This is a genomic window from Bradyrhizobium genosp. P (assembly GCF_049949265.1).
Taxonomy (GTDB): domain Bacteria; phylum Pseudomonadota; class Alphaproteobacteria; order Rhizobiales; family Xanthobacteraceae; genus Bradyrhizobium.
This window is the reverse complement of the sequence record NZ_CP188195.1, coordinates 2480403-2499439: the sequence shown is the minus strand read 5'-3', so window position 1 is coordinate 2499439 and position 19037 is coordinate 2480403. Positions and strand designations below refer to the sequence as shown.

The following is a 19037-nucleotide window of genomic DNA, read 5'->3' as shown; positions in this document are numbered from 1 at the left end:
TCGATTGTTTCTATGGTAGACATCCACGGGTTGGATACTTCTCACCATGCGTTTCAAAGGGCTTGATCTGAACCTTCTTGTCGCGCTCGACGCTCTGATGACGGAGCGTACCCTCACGGCGGCTGCGCGCAGAATCAACTTGAGCCAGCCGGCCATGAGCGCGGCGGTTGGCCGATTGCGCGCCTACTTTCGCGACGATTTATTTGCGATGAGGGGCCGGGAACTTGTCCCAACGCCGCGTGCAGAGGGGCTCGCCGGCCCAATTCGCGAGGCCCTGCTGCACATCCAGCTCTCTATTATTTCGCGGGAAGAGTTCAATCCAGCTCTATCGGATCGCCGGTTCAGGATCGGCGTTTCCGACTTCGTCATGGTCGTGTTTTTTCAAGCCATCGTGGAGAGGGTCGCACGAGAGGCTCCCGGCGTCGCGTTCGAATTTTTGCCCCTCGCCGACGACCCCGATGAGCTTCTCCAGCGCGGTGAGATTGACTTCCTTGTCTTGCCGGAAATGTACATGTCGCGCTCCCATCCGAGAGCGACGCTGTTCGAGGAGAAACTTGTATGCGTGGGGTGCCGGAGCAACAAGCAGCTCTTACGCAAGCTGACGTTCGAGAAATACATGTCGATGGGACACGTAGCGGCCAAATTCGGGCGTACGCGAAGGCCTTCGATCGAGGAATGGTTCTTGATTGAGCACGGTCTCAAGCGACGCCTCGAGGTTGTCGTGCAGAGCTTTAGCATGATTCCGCCCATGCTCTTGGGCACTGATCGTATAGGCACGATGCCGCTGTTGCTGGCCAGGCATTTCGGAAAGACGATGCCCCTGCGGATCGTCGAACTTCCGCTGCCAATTTCGTCCTTCATCGAGGCCGTCCAATGGCCGGCCCTTCACAATACCGATCCGGCAAGCATCTGGATGCGGACAATCATGTTGGAGCAGGCCTCGCGCATGCCTACGACGCGCGCGACTGCAGCAACCCGCAAGGCCTTGGTTGAGTATTCGCCTTCCAAGTGAATGGAACACTATTGCAAAATTCAGATGTGAACTGAAAGCGACCTGCTAGTGAATGGCGGCAGACGGAACCAAACGTTCTTTTGTTGCATGTTCGCGTTCAATGTTCGGCCCCGCCATCAGAGCCGGCGTAGGACGCCGAGCCAAGAGCGAAGGGCTGAGCAGATACAACACACCCGGGCTACTGACCGCGCCAAGTCTGTTGGATCATCATCACTCTGTCGCCGCGAAAATTTGACGACGCCTCACTTTGGTGATAGCCGCGCAATCCCGCCGTATTCATCGACACGCAATGTGTCGCTTGCAATCGTCCCTGGTAATGGAGCCAACATGTCATTGGTCTGTGGCAGTCCTGATCGGTGTCGATCGATGACGAAATTGCGAATCAGTTGACGCGATGGGCAAGGCGCAATTTGCGGCCGATCCACATGTCGAACACGCCAAGGGGTGCACGAACATGCAAGTTGAACTCGTTCCAGACCATGCGAAACCGCCTCGCGCCTGCGCCAGCCGGTGTCCTCCCTGAACTCACCACCGCGCAGATATCAGACGGTAATCCGGCTCCGGTATCCGCACGGGCACGGGAATGACAGTTCGAAAGTCCTTGGCCCCTCGCGCAAAAGAGCGCCTGCTCTCCCTCAATGACGCACCGCAAGCGAGCCGCTCTCATGCGTCGTTCTCACTTGCCATCACCGCGCCATCTCTATTCCTGCCGCATCTCCGCCGGTCCTCGCGGTGATCGTTCAGGCGCCGCGATGCCCTGTCTCAAACAGTTCGCCGTCAGTTTCGCGCACCAGTCAGCTGTGGATTCCGCAGAGCATTCGATTGTCCAGATTCGCTTGGCTTCGGCTGCCTGGATTTCAGGCAACGCAAAGTCGGTCGCTGTTGCACAACCGCGTCACTTGAGCGCTTATCGCGCCTCCCTCGATGAACGCCGCCGATCTGTCGTCTTTTCGCCCAACGGCGCAGTCAAGCGCCTCGCCCACCTAACACGATCACAAACACGGAGCCGAATGTTGCTGCAGTATAGTGGTATCTACGATCCGGAAGATCTCACGGTCCTCGGCGCGACCTTTGATAGAGCCATCGCGTCACTGCCGGCATGTATGCGAACGCCTGAAAACCGGATCGCAATTGCCAAACTTGTTCTGGAGCGTACAGCAGCAAGCCAATCCGGTTTGGCGTCCCTTATGCTCTTGCTCGACGCCCTTCCATCTGCCCACTCGGTTGAGCGGCGATCTGAGGAGCGCCCGCCTGCTTGCGTCAGAATGGACGACTGTTCAACCAGCTGATTCAAGTAGCTTGATTCTCACGTGACGTCAGGTTGTAGGCTTGCCAATTGAACATCATGATCAAAGCTACACCACGAAGGCGTCGATGGCGCATTGGAGAACTCGCGGAGGCTACCGGGGTAACGGTACGCACTCTGCATCACTACGAGCATACGGGTCTGCTCAGTGCGTCCGAACGCACGGACGGCGGTCACCGAATGTACGAACGCGAAAGCATTCAACGAGTGTCGCAAATTCGCGCGCTGCGCGAGCTTGGCTTCTCGCTGAATGATATTCGCACAGCAATGGGAGGCACGACTTCACTTACTGACCTCCTGCGCAAGCACTTGGTGCAAATTGAACTTCAGGTCACGCGCACGACCCAGTTGCGGGATCGTTTGCGGAACATGACGACGGACTCTGACACGCAAGTCAGTGTGCATGAGCTGCCTGCTGCTCTGAGTGCGGCTTCGCGCGCTGAAGCACGCCCCCAGGCTCCGCGATGCACGTGCGCGCTCGGCGTTGATCGAGAAGAGCGCTGGCGAAAGATCCGGGATGAGTTACGCCATTGTCTCGATCGCGGCGAGCACCCTTGCAGCGAGCGGGCCGCTGCCGTGGCACTCAAGGCGCGCTCACTCATCACAGAAATTGCAGGGACTGATCCGGCGGCCTCAACCATGCTGAAGGTTCTTGCGCGACTGAGCACGCCACGCAACCTGGCCGGCTGGAACCACGGCTTGATGCAGTATCTCGATCTTGCCATGGCCGCATTGCAGGATAGGCACTAACGCAGCCGCCGATTTAGGTGCCTCCGTTCATTCAAGCGATCGGCGGCCGCAAGCCGCGAATGCTGCGTTTTTTGGCTCGGGCTCTTCGCGCCTTCCCACCAATCTAGCGCTGTCGTCCCTTCCACGAGAACCACTCACGACCATTCGAGAGATGCGTATCTCGAACAGGCTTGAATCGGACGTGACGTCAGATTGTATAATTGAACCTGGATGACGCCGGATCAACGCGGGGAACGCTCTCGCGAGCGAGGGTTGCCTAGCCGCGCACGCCTGGTTTTCCATGGTGCCCGTTCTCGGCGTTCGGCATGCAATGAAGGATCGTTATGACGCCACCAGAGTCTGATCAGCGCGAATTCGTTTGCGCCGACCGCGAATGTGGTCCGAGCCATCTTTCCTCTGACCCTGCCCGAGTGCCTGGCAAAGAAAAAGAGCTCACGGCACGCGCGCGAGCACCGGGCGGAGCACGGCTCACAGTAAGGGCCGCCGGTCCCACCGCTGTCATTGTGCGACGCCTCAGCAAAAATAACTAAATCCAGGCAAAACCGGCCGCAAACTCAAGCCCGCATGGGGAGCTCAAAATGTCAATCCATGGCGCCATTTCTCTGGCTGCTATTCCACTCCTTGCTTTGATGTCCGCTGCATCTGCGGCCGACATCAATATTGCTGTGGCAGCACCGATGACCGGAAGCAATGCTGCGCTTGGAGCGCAGATGAGAGACGGTGCTGCTGCCGCCGTCGATGATTTGAATGCGTCAGGCCTCCTTCCAGGAATGAAGGTCGTGTTGAGCGTCGCCGACGACGCGTGCGATCCCAAGCAGGCCGTCGTAGTCGCCAATCGGCTTGCATCAGATCAGGTCAAGTTGGTCGTTGGCCACTTTTGCTCTTCATCGTCGATACCGGCTTCTAATGTTTACGACGAGGCGCAACTTGTTCAGATATCGCCCGGATCCACCAATCCCGCGCTAACCGAGCGTGGCATCAAATCCGTGTTTCGCATCTGTGGGCGCGACGACCAGCAAGGTGTCGTAGCAGCCGAATATATCCGCCGGCATTTCCCCAACAGCAAGATTGCCGTACTCGACGACAAGAGCACCGCTGGCAAAGGCATTGCCGATGTCGTTGCGACGCATCTTCGAGAGGTCGGGAGGCGCGATGTGAAGCGACAAAGTTATGTGGCCGGGGAGAAGGATTACATGGCTCTGGTTTCGAGAATGAAAGCAGACGGAATCAAACTTGCTTACATCGGTGGCTACTACAATGAGATCGGGCTGATCGTACGTCAGGCCTCAGAAGCAGGTGCAGGTCTAACCGTGATGGCCAATGATCCGCTGATGACCCACGATTTCTCGACGATCGCGGGCAACGCCGCAAACGGAACACTGTTCACCTTTATGCCGGATCCGACCAAGAATGCTGACGCGGCGAGCGTCGTGGCAAGGCTCAGGGCGTCCAACCGGTCTGCGGAAGGTTACTCGCTTTACGCCTATGCAGCTGTCCAGGCATGGGCGCAAGCCGCAAAGCGCGCCGGCACTTTTGATTCACCGAAAGTGGCAGCTGCGCTTCGTTCGCAGGCGATTGACACGGTGATCGGGGTCGTCCGGTTCGACGCCAAGGGAGACAATTCGGCTCCCGGCTTCATCGTCTACCGTTGGCAAGACAATGTCGTCGAACAGGCCGAATGAATTGACCGCAACTAATCACGGCTCGATGGGTTCGTTCAGCCGCTCCAAGCAGTGATGCACATGGCATGGGGACGAGCGCACCGCTCGTGATTTTCGTACCCGAACAGGACTTGCTTGGTACTCTCGACAATCGATCCAGCTGGTCAACTGGTGCGGTTTTGCGCGCTTGTTGGCCTGGGCTGCACCACACCAAAACGGAGGCTCTCCAATGCGGAAGATACTTGCAGCTTGTAGCATGCTCGCTCTCGGTCAAGCTCAAGCCAATGCTCAACAACCAAGTTCTGGCGCCCTCTCGGGAGCGGCTTCGGCGCACCTGCTTGCCGCGGTGAAGAAAGATGCCGCGCCAAATGAGGCTGCTGATCGATCACCCTCAGCAACGTCCGCAAGGAGGCCATTTGGAACGCCAGAGGAAGCTAGCCCACTTCCGACTGATATTGCAGAGTCAGGGTCCATTGACCCGACCGTCACGTTTCTTGCGGACGTATATGGACCTGCGCCACAAACAACGCAGCGTCGCGCTTTTCGTTATGAACAAGCTAAAAGATACATTGACGCACATCCGGGTACGCCTGGCGTGCTGTTCATTGAAGACGTCATCGATCATCGTGGCTCGAACGACTTGGCACCACATCGCCAACTCGAGTATCGGGAGACACCGGCTCACTATTACGTCGGCGGCGGGACGCTAAATGACACCGTGTTCGGGTTCGTTGACGGGCCGTATCCTCCCGTGTGGACGATTGAAGCGTCACCGGTCTATTCCAGCCTCATCTATGTCGATGCCCAAGGCAACGAGACGTATGTTAGCGAGAGCAAAGTCCAGCAGATGAACAATCTCGCTCCGGAGTTGCTCGAAGAGATGATGCAACGCCAGGATGGGGATCGGCGGATTAATTCCCGTCAAGGTCTTCTGACAGATGAGATTAAGCGAGCCGCGGATAATGGCGACAGCTCGCGCGTGACCCAGCTCACCGAGCAGCAACGGCAAGAACAAGCTGCGCATTGTGCGGGGATGCGGGTGCGTCAGCAGCGCGACGCGGAGATCGATCGGATGTATGACCTCAACTTGAAGGCCGACGTCGGGACGATCAGCGCTCCCGAGCTGGAGGAACTCGACAATTACTCCAAGCGATCTGGGCTCGTCGAATCGACTGCATCGATTTCTGACCGCGATGCCGCAGGTCCACCACCGATCAGCTGCCCATTGTGTCGGAGCACAAACATTGCGGTGTTGCTAAGCCGACATTTTACCGGGAGCTTCCGGTTTACCTCTAGCGACGACCGGTCTGTGGTCATCGTTTATCGCCACGGTTACGCCGGTCCCGTTGCCGTGCTGACCGGTCTGCAGAAGGATCTGTCAGGACCGATTTTTGGCAGCTGGACCAACGTGGGAATGACCTTGCCGCCACCTCAGAAATGACAGCATTGTGCGCCGCCTCCCAGACGCATTGTCCGCGCCGGCACGATCAGGGCCGATCCGTGACTGCACCCGCGGACTTAAGCCGGTGCTGACTGAAACACTTGGCGTCCGCTCAGTTTTTGGCGGGCGGCAGTGGATGTCTAGCCGCCCTTCGTACCCTATGCTGCCAAAGCGGCTGTCTGCCGGCAACGCTCTCCACGACTGCGTCCGGCTCGAAACACCGTCCTGTTTCGTAGGGTCCACATCGCGGCTGAAACGATCGTCCATCACCAGGCGATCGGGTCGGTGTAGCGCTGACGGGCGGGGAATTCAAATGAGGTTGTGGCGGATAGCCTTGACAATTCCATGGGTCCGGTTCGACGTCCCCAGCTTTCGTATCGCGTTCTTGAGATGGAAGTTGACGGTATTCTCGCTCACCTCGAGTATCTTGCCTATTTCCCAAGAGGATTTGCCCTCGCCCACCCATCGCAAGCAATCTTTTTCTCGCTCAGACAGTGCGACGTCGCTATTGCAGCCGCTATCCGAGGGGCGCGAGATCTCTGCCAAGGCGATGTGGAAGTGCCAGGCTAGTACGGTGAGATGACTCATCTGGCACTGAGGATCGGCATCGTCGAACGGCGATGCAAAGGACGCTACAGCCACTTGGCCCAACGGTCCGTACAACGGCACGCTCATCCCGTGCTTCAGACCTGCCTCTTTGGCCTCTGCGAGTACGCGCTGCTCGCCGGGTTGCAATTGACATTTCTTGGCAAGTTGGTCCCACAGGAAGGGCCGCGAAAGCATTGGTGCCCGCCGTACCACCGGATCGATGATCCGGTACTTGCGCTCAACATACCGGCGGCACCAGTCGGTCGGGAAGGTCACGGTTACCGCAGAGGGCAGATATTCCGGTAGGCCACTTGCCTCCGCGAAAGTGAGGGCGCCATAAGCGACCTCACTGAAGCCTTCCTCGCTCGCACAGCTTACGAGAAGGTCGAAAACGGCCTCGATGGAGTGCGTTCCCCTGGCGGATTCGATGAAACTGAAAAGATCCATGTAGCGCCTCATCAGGCCGCGCGCCCCAAGTGCCGTCGTGCGTCGTTGCGCGGAGCTTGTTGACGGCAGAGCGTCGTTCAATCGCCTTCACCGCCAGGCTTCGCGTCTTTGCAATGCGAGCTCGACCCTTGCGGCACGCAGTTCCCGCATTCGTTGACCTCCTTGAGCGGGCGCTCAGAAGGAATGGGCAGCTCGAAGCAGGGATGCGTCGATATGGCAGCGGAGATGTATCGGCGCCGCAGGCGCGCGATCACATCGTGACGGTCGTGTGGACAGCTTGTTCACGTGGCTGGAGGCGGAGCGCTGACGAGGCGCACGGTGCGGCATCCTGTCCGGCACGAGGTGGCCTCCCGCGGCTCGTCGCATCGCGTGGGGCTGACTATCGAGAGCAGGGAAAGCGGCCGCCAGCGCGCTGTCGGAGCGCACCGTTCTGACTTGAGCATGATTGCCTTCTAAGTCATTGCGACCCTGTAACAGCTGGTGCCGCAGGGATGCCGGAGCTTCGAGATTCTTGTTTGCGTCTCGGAGACCAGAATCCCTGGTAGAGCGACACGCTTCCGCTCTCACTGTTTGGTACTGGCGAAGACGCGGTCGGTAAGCTACACGCGATGGCCGTTGCGGAAGATCCGAGCCTCGCCCAAGAACTTTACGGCGTCTCGAGCGACAATGGCCGATAGTGTCAGCTCGTTGCCACACGTGCTCCGTTACATCCGCCACTGATCGCACCGCGATCCAATCGTAGGGTCTACAATGGTCGGCAACACCGTGGTACGCCGGGCCAGGACCTCGGACGCGTACCCGTGCGAAGTCGCAAATTTGCTTGATCCAGACGAAACCGTTCATGCGGGCCTCCAGAACTTCCGAGCTGGCCTGAGGACCAGCAATTGTCGTACCAATTCGCGCCGGTCATGAATTCACGTCTGAAAACAGTCTGTTGAGCCACGTGTCGGTCGTTCGCCAGGTCAGAGAACCGAAGCAAATCCGACATGCGTCCGAACGCGACAATGCGCTTTGCTACAGAAGCGACATTTGGCGATGCAGATCAACAAAACTGCCGCCACCCGTCTGCGGCACAAGGCAGGCGCGCAAGGGGCGCCCCTGTAATGCCATGCGTGGCGAAGCGTATGGTCGAGAGCTGCTGAGCGCGGCCGACCGTCAGAGCGGGCACCGTTTCAGTTCCGGCCAACAACCATCGAACATGCCCGTCCGCCACCAACGCTCTGCGTTGCGATCAGCGAACACGCTTTCCCTCGATGGCGCCGTATACTCGTCCGTTGGCTGGTCGACGTGCGGATCGTCGGCTACCTCACCTTGAACGGATGCTGGACGACCCCGGGCGGCTGAATGGCCGCCTCCTTCAAGATCGGTATGATAGACCGGTGCTCACCGCTCGAGAAACGAGCTGCCGCCGATCCGCGCGGTTTTCGACAATTTGGCGTGACGCGCTGGCTATTGACGGTCGCAACAATCAACGTCTTATGCGCTCGAGGATCTGAGCCTTGCCCGATCTCCTCAAGCAGGAATAAACGAGAGGGCAAGACGTCATTTCCAATTGCCTGGGGCGGCACTACTCCTCGATTGGCTTATCAAGGCGCGATCGTGTGCCACGCGGTGGACCCAACGTGACACATGGTTGCTGCCACCAGGCTCGGTCGCGTTGTACCAGACACGCAAAGTGTGACGACGGGGATTGTGGCACGACCCAGCGTCCCGTCGTTCTGGAACACTACGACGCGCCAAACGGGAGTGCGCCACAACACAACCCGCGAACAACACCCTCGGCGCCGTTTACATCCGACGTACGCCGAGGGCTTTTGCGTGCACGGAAAGTGACTCCGCTCGCAAAATCAAATCAACTCTATTGGCTCATTCATTGCAACTCACCGGTACGCGGAGCGATCAATTCCAGAATCGACTCTGCCTTCGGAACCTCGTGCGCGAGGCGCTTGAAGATTCGAATGTCGGACGCCGGCGTAACGAGGAGTCCATTTCTCTTGCAGGCGCGTTCGAAATGATGCGCAACCTGCTCGTTACTAGGCGCAACCCGACTTTGCAGCGCGCGTCTGGTTGGCGAGGCGAGCATGTGCTCGACTACATCCATTTCAGCCTGGATCACCCTCTTCCTTTTCTCATCTTGGCCCGTACGCAAACGTCATCTCGCGAATTGACGGCCAAGTTATGACCGACAAAACAGCGAACCGTCCCGCGGCGACGCCCGCCTCGCGACGGCCCTAGCATGATGTGCGCTCACGGCATAACCCGCCCGATGGCTTATGTCGACGCTCATGCTGCACACTTGGCTGCGCGATGTCGCTCAACCGCGAAGCTGTCCACACTTCCATCAAGACAACACCTCAATCGAAAAATCTCTCTCCTGATTCAACCGAGGCACAGCGCACGATGCCGTCTTTCGGCTAAGCTGGTCCTGCCGCTGGTCCAGTTATCTGGCTTTCAAGGCCCGCTCACGTTTTGCCCAAGATGTCTCTGCGTGGCGCGCCCTCGCCTGCAAGCGAGCAGGCGGCGTGTGACGCCGCACCGTCGGCTCGTTATTGCCTATACGCGATAGACGCCGAATGTGCTTGGCGTTCGGAGCTAAAAACCTGACGCGACGTCAGGTCGAAGATGCGGACCGCAGTCCGGATTCTCTGAGCTGTTAGATGGCCGCAAACCTGACGTAGAGCGCCGCCACGTCAGACATCGTTCGCATAAATTTGCAAAACTTCGACTGCCTCTTCTTTCTGCCATGTTCACGTCCAAAGCAAAGACTGTCGATCGCGCCTCGCGGTTGGCGTAGCGCGTGTCTTAAAGGGAATTCCATGGCGAAGCCGGTTGTGATTGTGGTGGGCGCGGACAAGGGTGGGGTCGGCAAGACGACCGTATGTCGGACGCTTCTGGACTATTTCAACGTGAACAAGGTGCAGACCCGCGCCTTTGACACGGAGTCACCGCGAGGTACGCTGAAGCGCTTTCACTCCAACATCACTGAGATCGTCGATATGACCACGACGACAGACCAGATGAGGATCTTCGACACCCTGAACGCTGGGCTGTCGGTCACCGTGATCGACGTCCGCGCAGGTTTGCTATCGGTCGCTCTAAACTCATTGCGCGACATCGGGTTCTTGGATTCAGTAAAGTCCGGCCAGATCACCTTTGCCGTCTTCCATATCCTCGGCCCTTCGATCGCCTCTCTGGACGAGATCGCCGAAACTGCCAATTTCATGAACGGCGCGAAATACTTCCTCGTCAAGAATTTCATCAATGATACCCAGTTCTTTCAGTGGGATCAGTCGACCTACGACTCGTATTTTCACCGCATCAAGGGCGCCACCGAACTGACGATCCCGAAACTCAACGAGATGGCCTATGAGCAGGTCGAGGTCGCTTCTGTTTCGTTCGTCAATTTCGTCGCAAACAAAGGACCGCTCGATGAGATCGCGAACTACTCCTTTGTGCTGCGGGGCTATGTCCGGCACTGGCTCGCCAATGTCTGGTCCGAGTATGACCGCATTGACTTGACCGATCTGACTGGCGCCACATCAGTACCCCGCAGCAGTGAAACGTAGTCCTTTTGGCATGCACCTTGGCGAATATACGAAGCTCGTGTGATGTCGCTGGGGATGCCACCTACGCCGGTCTACATCATCTGCTCTCCCGGCCTACAGGTCGGCAAGACCCTGACCGCGCGGCTTTTGAGCGAGTTCTTGCTGCTCAAGAACGGATCCGTGCTCTCCTTCGATATCAATTTGAGGGAGCCGTCGCTGGTCGATTACCTGCCCAACATTACCGAGACGGCAGATGTGACCGACACCTGGGGCAAGATGCAGTTGATGGACCGGCTTATCCTGGACGACGGGGTCGCGAAGGTGGTTGATCTTGGTTTCCACGCATTCGACGAGTTCTTCAAAATGTGCATGGAGATTGAGTTCGTGATGGAGGCGGTACGCAACCATGTCACACCAATCATCTTATTTGTCGGGAGCGCCGATCGCGTCTCCTCACGCAGCTATGAGGTGTTACGGCACCAGGTCCGTGCACCTGCGCTGATCACCGTCCATAATCAGTTCGTGCTGCGCAACGAATTGCCCGAAGCAATGGACCACGCTCCCGTGCTGCGCATCTTCGCACTGCCCCAATTTCTGAAGGCCTATATCGATCGCCTGACGTTTTCCTTTACCGGGTATTTGCGCAAGGAGAAGGATTCGACTGCGGAGCTGCACCAATGGATTCGGCGGAATTACACCCTGTTCCGAGACCTCGAATTGAGGCTCATGCGGAGCGCTCATCTTGAGGCGAAGCGATGAGTCGGCGACCCGTACGGTCGGCGAGTTCTCTCCATCTTGAAGCACCGCGGGAGACGTGGACCGACCAGGTCCAGCGTCTGAGTGCGTTGAGCCGGGTGCCAACCGCGCACACAGCCGATCATGACACTTGCTCGACCTACGCTGATCAACACGCCGACGAATCGCGGCTTGGCAATCGTCCGAGATGCACTCGACAGTCGTTGCAATCACGATCGAACCGATACCTGCCTCGACCAATCCGAGATCGCCCAGGGCTTGGTCTGACTTAACGTCCCAATCGGCTGTCGATGAGGTCGGCCGTGCGTTGGCCGTTGCGATCATCAATTTGCGGCGTGGGGCCGTTTCGCCTGCTCATGATGACATTCGATTTCGCGCGGGTCCCGACGCTCGCCTCGATCCACTATGGCATAGATGAGTACTGATAATGCACTGGCGCGAACCAAGACGACCTCCGATCAACGCGCAGGACGCGATGCGAGCAGCGCGTTGTGATCTTCGCCTGGCGTCGGCCACCCAACAACTTTTGTCGCTTTCTACCATCTTCCTGGCCGCGCTTCTCTGGGTGGGCATCTGCTGGCTTGCCGGAGCTCTTTGATGGGCGACTTCAAGCGGCCACGGGCGCGTGCTGCGTTCAATGCGCCGACGACGCGGCTCGCCGAGCTCGCCCGCGTCAAGATCAGATACAAATGATTTGGGGCATCGCGTTTTCGGGGAGCTTGTGGGCCATGCTTATCGCCTACTGCGCTGACGGTCCGGAAGCGTTCATCGCCGCGAGTCTTGCTGCAGCGGTAAGCCTGTGCCGGCTCTTGGATTAGTCAAGTACCCGGAGAATGACGCAAATCTGCCGACGACAGTTGCGCACGACCTCTTTTGCGGAACCCCGATCGTCGAATGGGCCGCCTCACCCGCCTCGGGCTTGTCGGCGTTCATCTTCGCTCCGCGACCACGACTACCGTCTTGAGACATTCAGCCCCGCTATTGGAAGATAGATCCTGAGCTGCGCGTTGCTCGGCGCGAGCCGCGCCCTGGTCCTAAGAGCGATATGGGCGGTCGATGGCAAGGATGAAAACGATCGCAGTGCCTCAACATAAAAAAGCCCGACGCCCTCGGGGCAGGCTGGAGGTGCGTCGGGCCCAACCTGGCGAGGTTGGGGCATCGACGTGGCGCTGGGGGAGCCTATGTCCATGCCCACGATGATTGTTGCAAATGATGTGCCACGGAAATTGGCCGAGAGGTTTCGCGACGATCATTGACAATGTCCCAAATCCTACGAACCCAACACGACGTGTGTCGATGTTCAACACGGCCAAGGATGTCACATGCTGGTTGATACAGCTCATTGTGCGTCTCTCGGCTGAGCAGCACAAAAAAGCCCGACGCCCCTTGCCGGGGAAAATAGGCGCGTCGGGCCGGCGAGGCATAGCCACTGGAGAGCCCTTCCCCTCAGAAGGCTTCAGCAAACACGTGCCGCCCTGAAGGCTGCCGCGAAGATCCGTCGCGGGCATGAATGGGCGGGGCGACGCGCGTGCTCACTTCCAGGTACGCGAGCCTAGACGCCGTCGCTGATCAGAACGTGGTCGCCCGCGCTCAGAACGCCGAGAAGCGAATGCGTGCAGGCAGAGAGCCCCCCCGACGGAAACAGGAGCGAGCGATAGCCGCCCTCCAGTTCGCAAACGGCAAGCTCGAGTGCGCGGGACAGAGGCGAGCCAAAGCGGCCGTAGTTGGCCGTCGGATCGCTCTGCCTGCGCGATTCGTATTCCTCCAGGATTTCCGAAACAATTGTGGAGCCCCGGTAGACGGGCATGTTGACCATCCCGGAATGATCGGCGGACGCGCGGCCGAGACGAGAAAGCCGGGTCTCGATGTCCCGGTCCTTGCTGTCCTCCAGGTACTTCACTGCTTCTTTCTGTTGAGATTGTGGTCGGCCTGGTCGTGGAGAACGACACCAGGTGCCGTTCGTATGGGCCTAATAGACGCGAGTAGTCTTCGCAGGCCGCCTCCTTGTTCTAAATGAAATCGGCTCCCTCCTTCGCACCAGATCCACCTCCGTTGCGTTCGCCTCATCAAGATTGGTCGCACATCAGGACGGCGCAGTATCAAAGCGCGACCCCTTGTAAGATCCACCAGGCCGGCATTCACCGCCTCCTATCAAGTCGAGCCAAATCCTTTAAGCGCAATCGAAGCAAGAGACGGGCCAAACATGCTGCGTCTTCGATGGCAACGGCTCATCGTGAATGTTTGGCGGCGTGGTCGTCGCGCGCACACTGTGTCTCGAACGAAACATAGTGTGGAGAACCCGCCATTATTGGGCAACTATGTTCGAAGCGGTCTTTCCTGATGATGTTGTGAACGAGATAGACCAGCGACGTGCGTGCCGCGTTTGATGCCAGTGCGGTCTTGATCGTTTAAACCTTCGGCCCAGTCACGGACCGTGACGTGATCCGTCATGAGGGACTAGAGGGTGGGTGTTTCCGGTTTCCGGGTCGTGACGATCAGAGGAAATGGGACGACATGATAGCGTTCGCTTGATTCCCTGCGATCCTCGCTGCTTCAGTGCACGCGCCTGTCGCGATTGCCCTCGTTCGCGTTCAACGGCTGCTTCACTTGCATGTTGGAATTGACGCGCACGCCCCTGGGTTCGATACACGTTTGACCAATGCGTGTTGTGCCGGTTTGATCATGATTTGCGAGCGCGCAACCTGACGCGGCGTTAGATTCAAGAGCTTCTGGAAGCGGGAATGTTGCGCGACAGCTACAGCAATTCGGGACAGCACTGTTAAGACGTGTGCGGCGCAGGGGAACATGTGAAGGAGCGTATTCGAAATGAAGAAGTTGTTGCTTGTGACTGCCAGCATCGTCGCGTTTATCGGGGCAGCGCCCGTATTCGCCGCCGATCTCGCTCAGCAGCCCATCTACACCAAGGCACCGCCAGCACCGGTCGCCGCCACAATCTATGACTGGAGCGGTTTCTATCTTGGAGCCAATGGCGGCTGGGGTTCGACCCATAGCTCCTGGGATTTTGCAGGCGTCACGCCCGAGGGCTCTCATGACGCGAGCGGCGGAACCGTTGGTGGCCAGCTCGGCTATCGCTGGCAGACGGGCCAGGTGGTTTTCGGTGTCGAAGGCCAAGGCAACTGGGCCGATTTCAGCGGTTCCAACGTCAGCGCCGCCTTCCCGGCCGACATCAATCAGACCAAGACGGGATCGTTCGGCCTGCTTACAGGCCAAGTCGGCTACGCTATCAGCAACGTATTGCTCTACGCCAAAGGCGGTGCCGCGGTGACCGATAACACCTATCAGGTCAACTCCCTCGCCGGCGCGCAGCTAGCGAGCACTGACAAGATCCGTTGGGGCGGCGTCGTCGGCACGGGCATCGAATTCGGCTTCGCGCCGAATTGGTCGGTCGGCATCGAGTACGACCATCTATTCCGGCAGGACGGTAACGTGAACTTCGCCAGCCCCGCGGGTGCGGTCGCTAGCGATCGCGTCCACCAGGATTTCGACCTGCTAACCGCGCGGCTCAACTACAAGTTCTGGGGCCCCGTAGTTTTCAAATACTGACTCCATCGCGTTAGAGCGGCGGATCGAGAGCCCCGGCCCAAGGCCGGGGCTCTTTGCCCCCACACCGAGCTGCGCGCCTCCCTTCTCGTGCAGGCCAGGTGTTGCGCCACGACTTTAAGCGTGCGCGTCGTATCGGTTGGGTATGTTCAAGTGAAACCGCTCGAACCTCGCGGAAATTGAAGGCTTGTCTCAAGCGCGGGACGCACAGAATCGCATGGTGATCACCAATTCGTTGGTGATCACCACGTGACTCAAGCATACGAGCCATTCGCGCGTTACAATTCGGGAAGACGTCAATTGGTGTTAACGGGTGGTGCTAGCCTTCTGTACATGGCAAATTTACGCCATCGCTTCTCGCAAATCGCATCCCGCCTTTCGAACATTCCGGACAATCCGCGTCTTTACGCGGTTCGACCAACTGCAGCCTCCCACAGGGCATTGATGTGCTGGTAGTGCAAGGAGCGATCACCGCGTAGACCCAGATAATCCATTAGAAAATCATTCACCGCGTGCCCCGCGGAGACCGCATTAAGACTGATAACGCCAGGGTTCGGCTCCTCAACGCCATAAGCCTGCGCCTTTCGCTCGGCATCTGTCTTGGCCTCTTTGGCCAAGAGAGTTGGCTCAATCAGCCGATTGCACCAAAGGCAACCCGCACCTGGATGAAGAGGTCGAATGGCACTGAATGCATCGATCACCCTCCCCTGCTCATCAGCGCGGATCTTGGAATCCAGCTGAACGGCTGGAATAAGATACTGATGAACCAGCGCATTCACTACTAAGCGTGTCGGCACGGATTGGCCGTCGCTCTACGTCTTCAACCCGCCTCAATGTCCAGCGTCAGCATCAATGCGACAAGCTGCAGGCCTTACGGAAGGAGAATGACTGGCTCATCCTTCAAGAAATTTGGGTTAGGCAGAGCGCAAAGCACTGTGAGGTTCATATATCGGCCAACATCTGCAATCAGAGAGTACTGGTCGAGGCAGGAGCCTTGGGCTTGCGTGCAAATCGAAATGTGGAGACGTTGGGTTGCGAACAGATTTTTCGAGTATCAATCAGGATAAAGCTGTCTTCGATGACATTTATGCTTCGGATGATCCAAGAGCGTATTTCTCCGTCCTGGGAGACTTAGATTACATGATCCCGGATGTGGCTGAGCCGGTCGTGCGTCAGATTCTGGCCGCGAAAGCCTCGGCAACCAGCGTTAAGCCGATCGTGCTTGATGTCGGCTGTTCATATGGCATCAACGCGGCGGTGCATCGGTTTCCACTGACCTTCGGCGGCTTGCGTCACCGCTATGCCCGACGCGAGATGAGGGCGATCAGTTCCGAAACACTGGTGCGTCTCGATCGCAATTTTTATTCGGCTTGGCCTGATGTTGGACTTGCGCGGTTTATCGGTCTCGATGTATCAGCACCGGCCGTCAGCTATGCAACGGGCGTTGGTCTCCTTGAGCAAGGTATTGTCGCCGACCTTGAAAAGGAACCGCTTTCGACAGAAAGCGCGCGTATTCTTTGCTCCACCGATGTCATCATGTCAACGGGCTGCATCGGCTACGTCACCGAGAAGACGTTCAGCACAATTCTCGATGCGATAGAGAAGCGTCCATGGATCATCTCTTTCGTGCTACGGATGTTTCCGTTTGATTCCTTGGCTGCGACGTTCGCGAAGCGTGGTCTTGTGACAGAACGTCTTACTGGCGCGACATTTATTCAGCGTCGATTTCGCGATGCTGAAGAATTTGAAAGGAGTTTGGCCACGTTGGCAGCTCTTGGCGTCGATGCGACCGGACTGGAATCGGAAGGTCTGTTCCACGCCGATCTGATCTTGTCCCGCCCTGAATCGGATGCACGGGCCGCTCCGCTGGAAGACATTGTCACCGTCGCCAGCGGTCGAGGTCGGCCAATCGGACCGCGTTACGTTCACGTTGGAGGTCACGAGGGTTTGCAGATCGCACTGGAGCCGTGAGACGTTCGTGTTTTCGAAGATAGCCGCGCGTGCGCCCCCGGAACGACGCACCGAAGTGGATCATGCTCCCATCCTTTCGAGGTTGGAGCATGATGAGGCCTGACTGCGCGGCTGCGACAAGCGTTTCCACCGTGCACGGCGGCACCGGGTCCGGGCGGTAGGCGCGCATCGAGCAGCGCGCGAGGAGATTGGCCTGCACCCTGTCCAGGCCTCGCTGTGATCCCGGGCACATTTTGCCATTGAGGCGTATGGCGCGACCCAAGACGCCTTAATTCGCCTGTCGCCTGCAAGGGCGCTCTCGCTCTGCATATCCCATGAGCTCGCGGTAACGGCGAGTGCGGACCGCCTCGAGCATTGGGCGGGCACCTTTTGTTCGGCACAGACCCTTCTGGGCAGCGTGACGGTCTCGACCTATTCTCACGAGCGGCTCTCAAGGGGCTTGATTCGTACGTAACGTGAGTTTGTATCATCATAGAGGTAAGGCGGCGGACCACGTCCGACCGTCGGTAGCTTCCTGACGCATGAAGAGAATAGTGAACCTCACAGACATTCGAACCTGCATCGCGACATTCTGTTTTGATGCCCGTGCACTCCCCACGCGGCCAAGCGGTCACCATGCGCGGGCCGCCGGTCCGGCGGCCGCTCGGGTGAATCGGGCATCTGAGATCGGACCGCGGCATTCTCGCATCACAGCGGGGCTTGAACGCAAGCTCGCCCATCGCACGACGTCCGATGCAAGGACGCGACATCGAAAGCACGCCAACCGCTCGTGCGGTTAAGAACGACGTCGGCGTCTCTTGCGCGCTGGTGTCGTTTCCAACAGCATGAACAATATCGTAGATCACACCGACAGAGGATAGCCGTGAACCACAAGCAGCGAACCAACGGGTCGCGCCCCACAGCGCATCGCTATACGATAGCTCTTTTTAGCGTTGCGATGACGCCTGCTCTGTTCTGCGGAAGTGTAGCTGCGCGAGATCGGCCGGTCCCAGCGGAGGCGCGGCAGGCGTGCACACCGGATGCGCTTCGCCTCTGCGGCGCCCACATACCTGATGAGGACGCCGTCGCGGCCTGTCTCAAAGCCAATATCCAGCGCTTGAGCGCGCAATGTCGCCAAGTCGTCTCAGTTCGGGATGCCGCCACAGGAAATGGGGGCCCAAGGTGAGGTATGCGCGACAGCTGGTTTCGCTTGATCATATTCGTGCCGCGACACGTGTGCGTGGCGCCGCCTTAGACCGATCCGATCAACGGTTGTGATATGTGACGCGGGGCTGACAGGACGATCGTCCCGCTCAAGCTAAACGTCTGTGGTCGGGCATACCAAGCAGCTGAAGATATCCCAATGCACGAACTGCCTTTTGATACCGTTCTGATCGCCAATAGGGGGAGATCGCCGTTCGTATCATCAAGACCCTTCGCAAGCTGGGGCTTCGTTCTGCGATCGTCTACCACGACATTGATGCCGGCACGCTTGCCGTCTCCATGGCCGATGCGGCCATCGCGATCGGCGGACGCACGCCGATTGCTGCCTATCTCGACATCCCGCAGATTATCGCCGCCGCCCGAAAAGCGAACGCTGGTGCACGGCATCCAGGTTATGGATTTCTGTCGGAGAACGCGGAGTTCGCCAGGGCCGTTACGAGCGCCGGCATCACGTTCATCGGACCTGCCCCGAAAGCATCGAACTGATGGGCGACAAAATCCGGGCTCGGAACTTCGTACAGCGGCACGGGTTTCCAGTCGATCCTTGCGCCATCGAGGAAGATGATCCAACGACCTTCGTGCTCAAACGGCTTGAGGCCGCGGAGAATAGCTGGCGTCGCCTCGATGGCCACAATCCGTTGTCAAAACTCGTACTCGGTCTGACGATCAGCGACGGGATCGAGGTTAGTCAGCCCACAGGCGCCGCAACCTGAGCGGCCAAGCCGTCACCAGAATTGAGCGGTCGCTCGCGATGAACCTGCAACCAGCTGAGCTAGTTGTGCGACGAACGATTATG

At 58.4% G+C, this 19037-nt stretch carries 13 protein-coding genes and 1 pseudogene; 10 read left to right on the top strand and 4 right to left on the bottom strand.

The features are described from left to right. Window positions 1-46 precede the first annotated feature (46 nt). The 4 genes from ACP2YO_RS12165 (at window position 47) to ACP2YO_RS12150 (ending at window position 6170) form a co-directional block, all read left to right on the top strand. Window positions 47-1012 carry a LysR family transcriptional regulator gene (locus ACP2YO_RS12165; protein WP_426441089.1) on the top strand — a complete coding sequence of 322 codons (966 nt, stop codon included), beginning with the start codon at window positions 47-49 and terminating at the stop codon, window positions 1010-1012. A gap of 1345 nt (window positions 1013-2357) precedes the next feature. Next, entirely contained in the window at window positions 2358-3068 is a 711-nt protein-coding gene (locus tag ACP2YO_RS12160; protein WP_426443146.1) for a MerR family transcriptional regulator, read from the top strand. A 578-nt stretch (window positions 3069-3646) separates the two neighbouring features. Continuing rightward, the gene (locus ACP2YO_RS12155; protein ID WP_426441088.1) at window positions 3647-4750 is read left to right on the top strand and encodes a branched-chain amino acid ABC transporter substrate-binding protein; all 1104 of its coding nucleotides are present in this window, start codon (window positions 3647-3649) and stop codon (window positions 4748-4750) included. 208 nt (window positions 4751-4958) lie between these two features. After that, window positions 4959-6170 (top strand): hypothetical protein, encoded by a 1212-nt coding sequence (locus tag ACP2YO_RS12150; protein ID WP_426441087.1) that lies wholly within the window; start codon window positions 4959-4961, stop codon window positions 6168-6170. A 309-nt stretch (window positions 6171-6479) separates the two neighbouring features. Here the strand turns inward: ACP2YO_RS12150 and ACP2YO_RS12145 are convergent, their stop codons facing one another. After that, a complete protein-coding gene (locus ACP2YO_RS12145; protein ID WP_426441086.1) occupies window positions 6480-7205 on the bottom strand; it encodes an autoinducer binding domain-containing protein in 726 nt (241 codons plus the stop codon). 1870 nt (window positions 7206-9075) lie between these two features. Continuing rightward, window positions 9076-9321 carry a hypothetical protein gene (locus ACP2YO_RS12140; RefSeq protein WP_426441085.1) on the bottom strand — a complete coding sequence of 82 codons (246 nt, stop codon included), beginning with the start codon at window positions 9319-9321 and terminating at the stop codon, window positions 9076-9078. Between the two features lie 700 nt (window positions 9322-10021). Between ACP2YO_RS12140 and ACP2YO_RS12135 the strand changes: the two genes are divergently transcribed. Together ACP2YO_RS12135 and ACP2YO_RS12130 are read left to right on the top strand one after the other, a co-directional pair. Next, window positions 10022-10771, top strand: coding sequence for a hypothetical protein (locus ACP2YO_RS12135; protein ID WP_426441084.1), 750 nt, complete (start codon window positions 10022-10024; stop codon window positions 10769-10771). A 54-nt stretch (window positions 10772-10825) separates the two neighbouring features. Continuing rightward, a complete protein-coding gene (locus tag ACP2YO_RS12130) occupies window positions 10826-11509 on the top strand; it encodes a hypothetical protein (protein WP_426443145.1) in 684 nt (227 codons plus the stop codon). Between the two features lie 1549 nt (window positions 11510-13058). Here ACP2YO_RS12130 and ACP2YO_RS12125 read toward each other — a convergent pair. Beyond that, window positions 13059-13406 carry a PLP-dependent transferase gene (locus ACP2YO_RS12125; RefSeq protein ID WP_426441083.1) on the bottom strand — a complete coding sequence of 116 codons (348 nt, stop codon included), beginning with the start codon at window positions 13404-13406 and terminating at the stop codon, window positions 13059-13061. 926 nt (window positions 13407-14332) lie between these two features. On the opposite strand from ACP2YO_RS12125, the gene ACP2YO_RS12120 reads away from it, so the two are divergent. Beyond that, complete coding sequence (locus ACP2YO_RS12120; protein ID WP_426441082.1) at window positions 14333-15070, top strand: outer membrane protein; 738 nt, start codon at window positions 14333-14335, stop codon at window positions 15068-15070. A 401-nt stretch (window positions 15071-15471) separates the two neighbouring features. Here the strand turns inward: ACP2YO_RS12120 and ACP2YO_RS12115 are convergent, their stop codons facing one another. Continuing rightward, a complete protein-coding gene (locus ACP2YO_RS12115) occupies window positions 15472-15846 on the bottom strand; it encodes a hypothetical protein (protein ID WP_426441081.1) in 375 nt (124 codons plus the stop codon). Window positions 15847-16099: 253 nt separating this feature from the next. On the opposite strand from ACP2YO_RS12115, the gene ACP2YO_RS12110 reads away from it, so the two are divergent. From ACP2YO_RS12110 to ACP2YO_RS12100, 3 genes and pseudogenes are all read left to right on the top strand, one after another. Beyond that, window positions 16100-17038: a class I SAM-dependent methyltransferase gene (locus ACP2YO_RS12110; RefSeq protein WP_426441080.1), complete on the top strand. Its 939-nt coding sequence runs from the start codon at window positions 16100-16102 to the stop codon at window positions 17036-17038. Window positions 17039-18427: 1389 nt separating this feature from the next. Then, window positions 18428-18727 carry a biotin carboxylase N-terminal domain-containing protein gene (locus tag ACP2YO_RS12105; protein ID WP_426443144.1) on the top strand — a complete coding sequence of 100 codons (300 nt, stop codon included), beginning with the start codon at window positions 18428-18430 and terminating at the stop codon, window positions 18725-18727. Between the two features lie 92 nt (window positions 18728-18819). Next, window positions 18820-18954 (top strand): annotated as a pseudogene (locus ACP2YO_RS12100) (IS256 family transposase); the annotation flags it as partial. Window positions 18955-19037 lie beyond the last annotated feature (83 nt).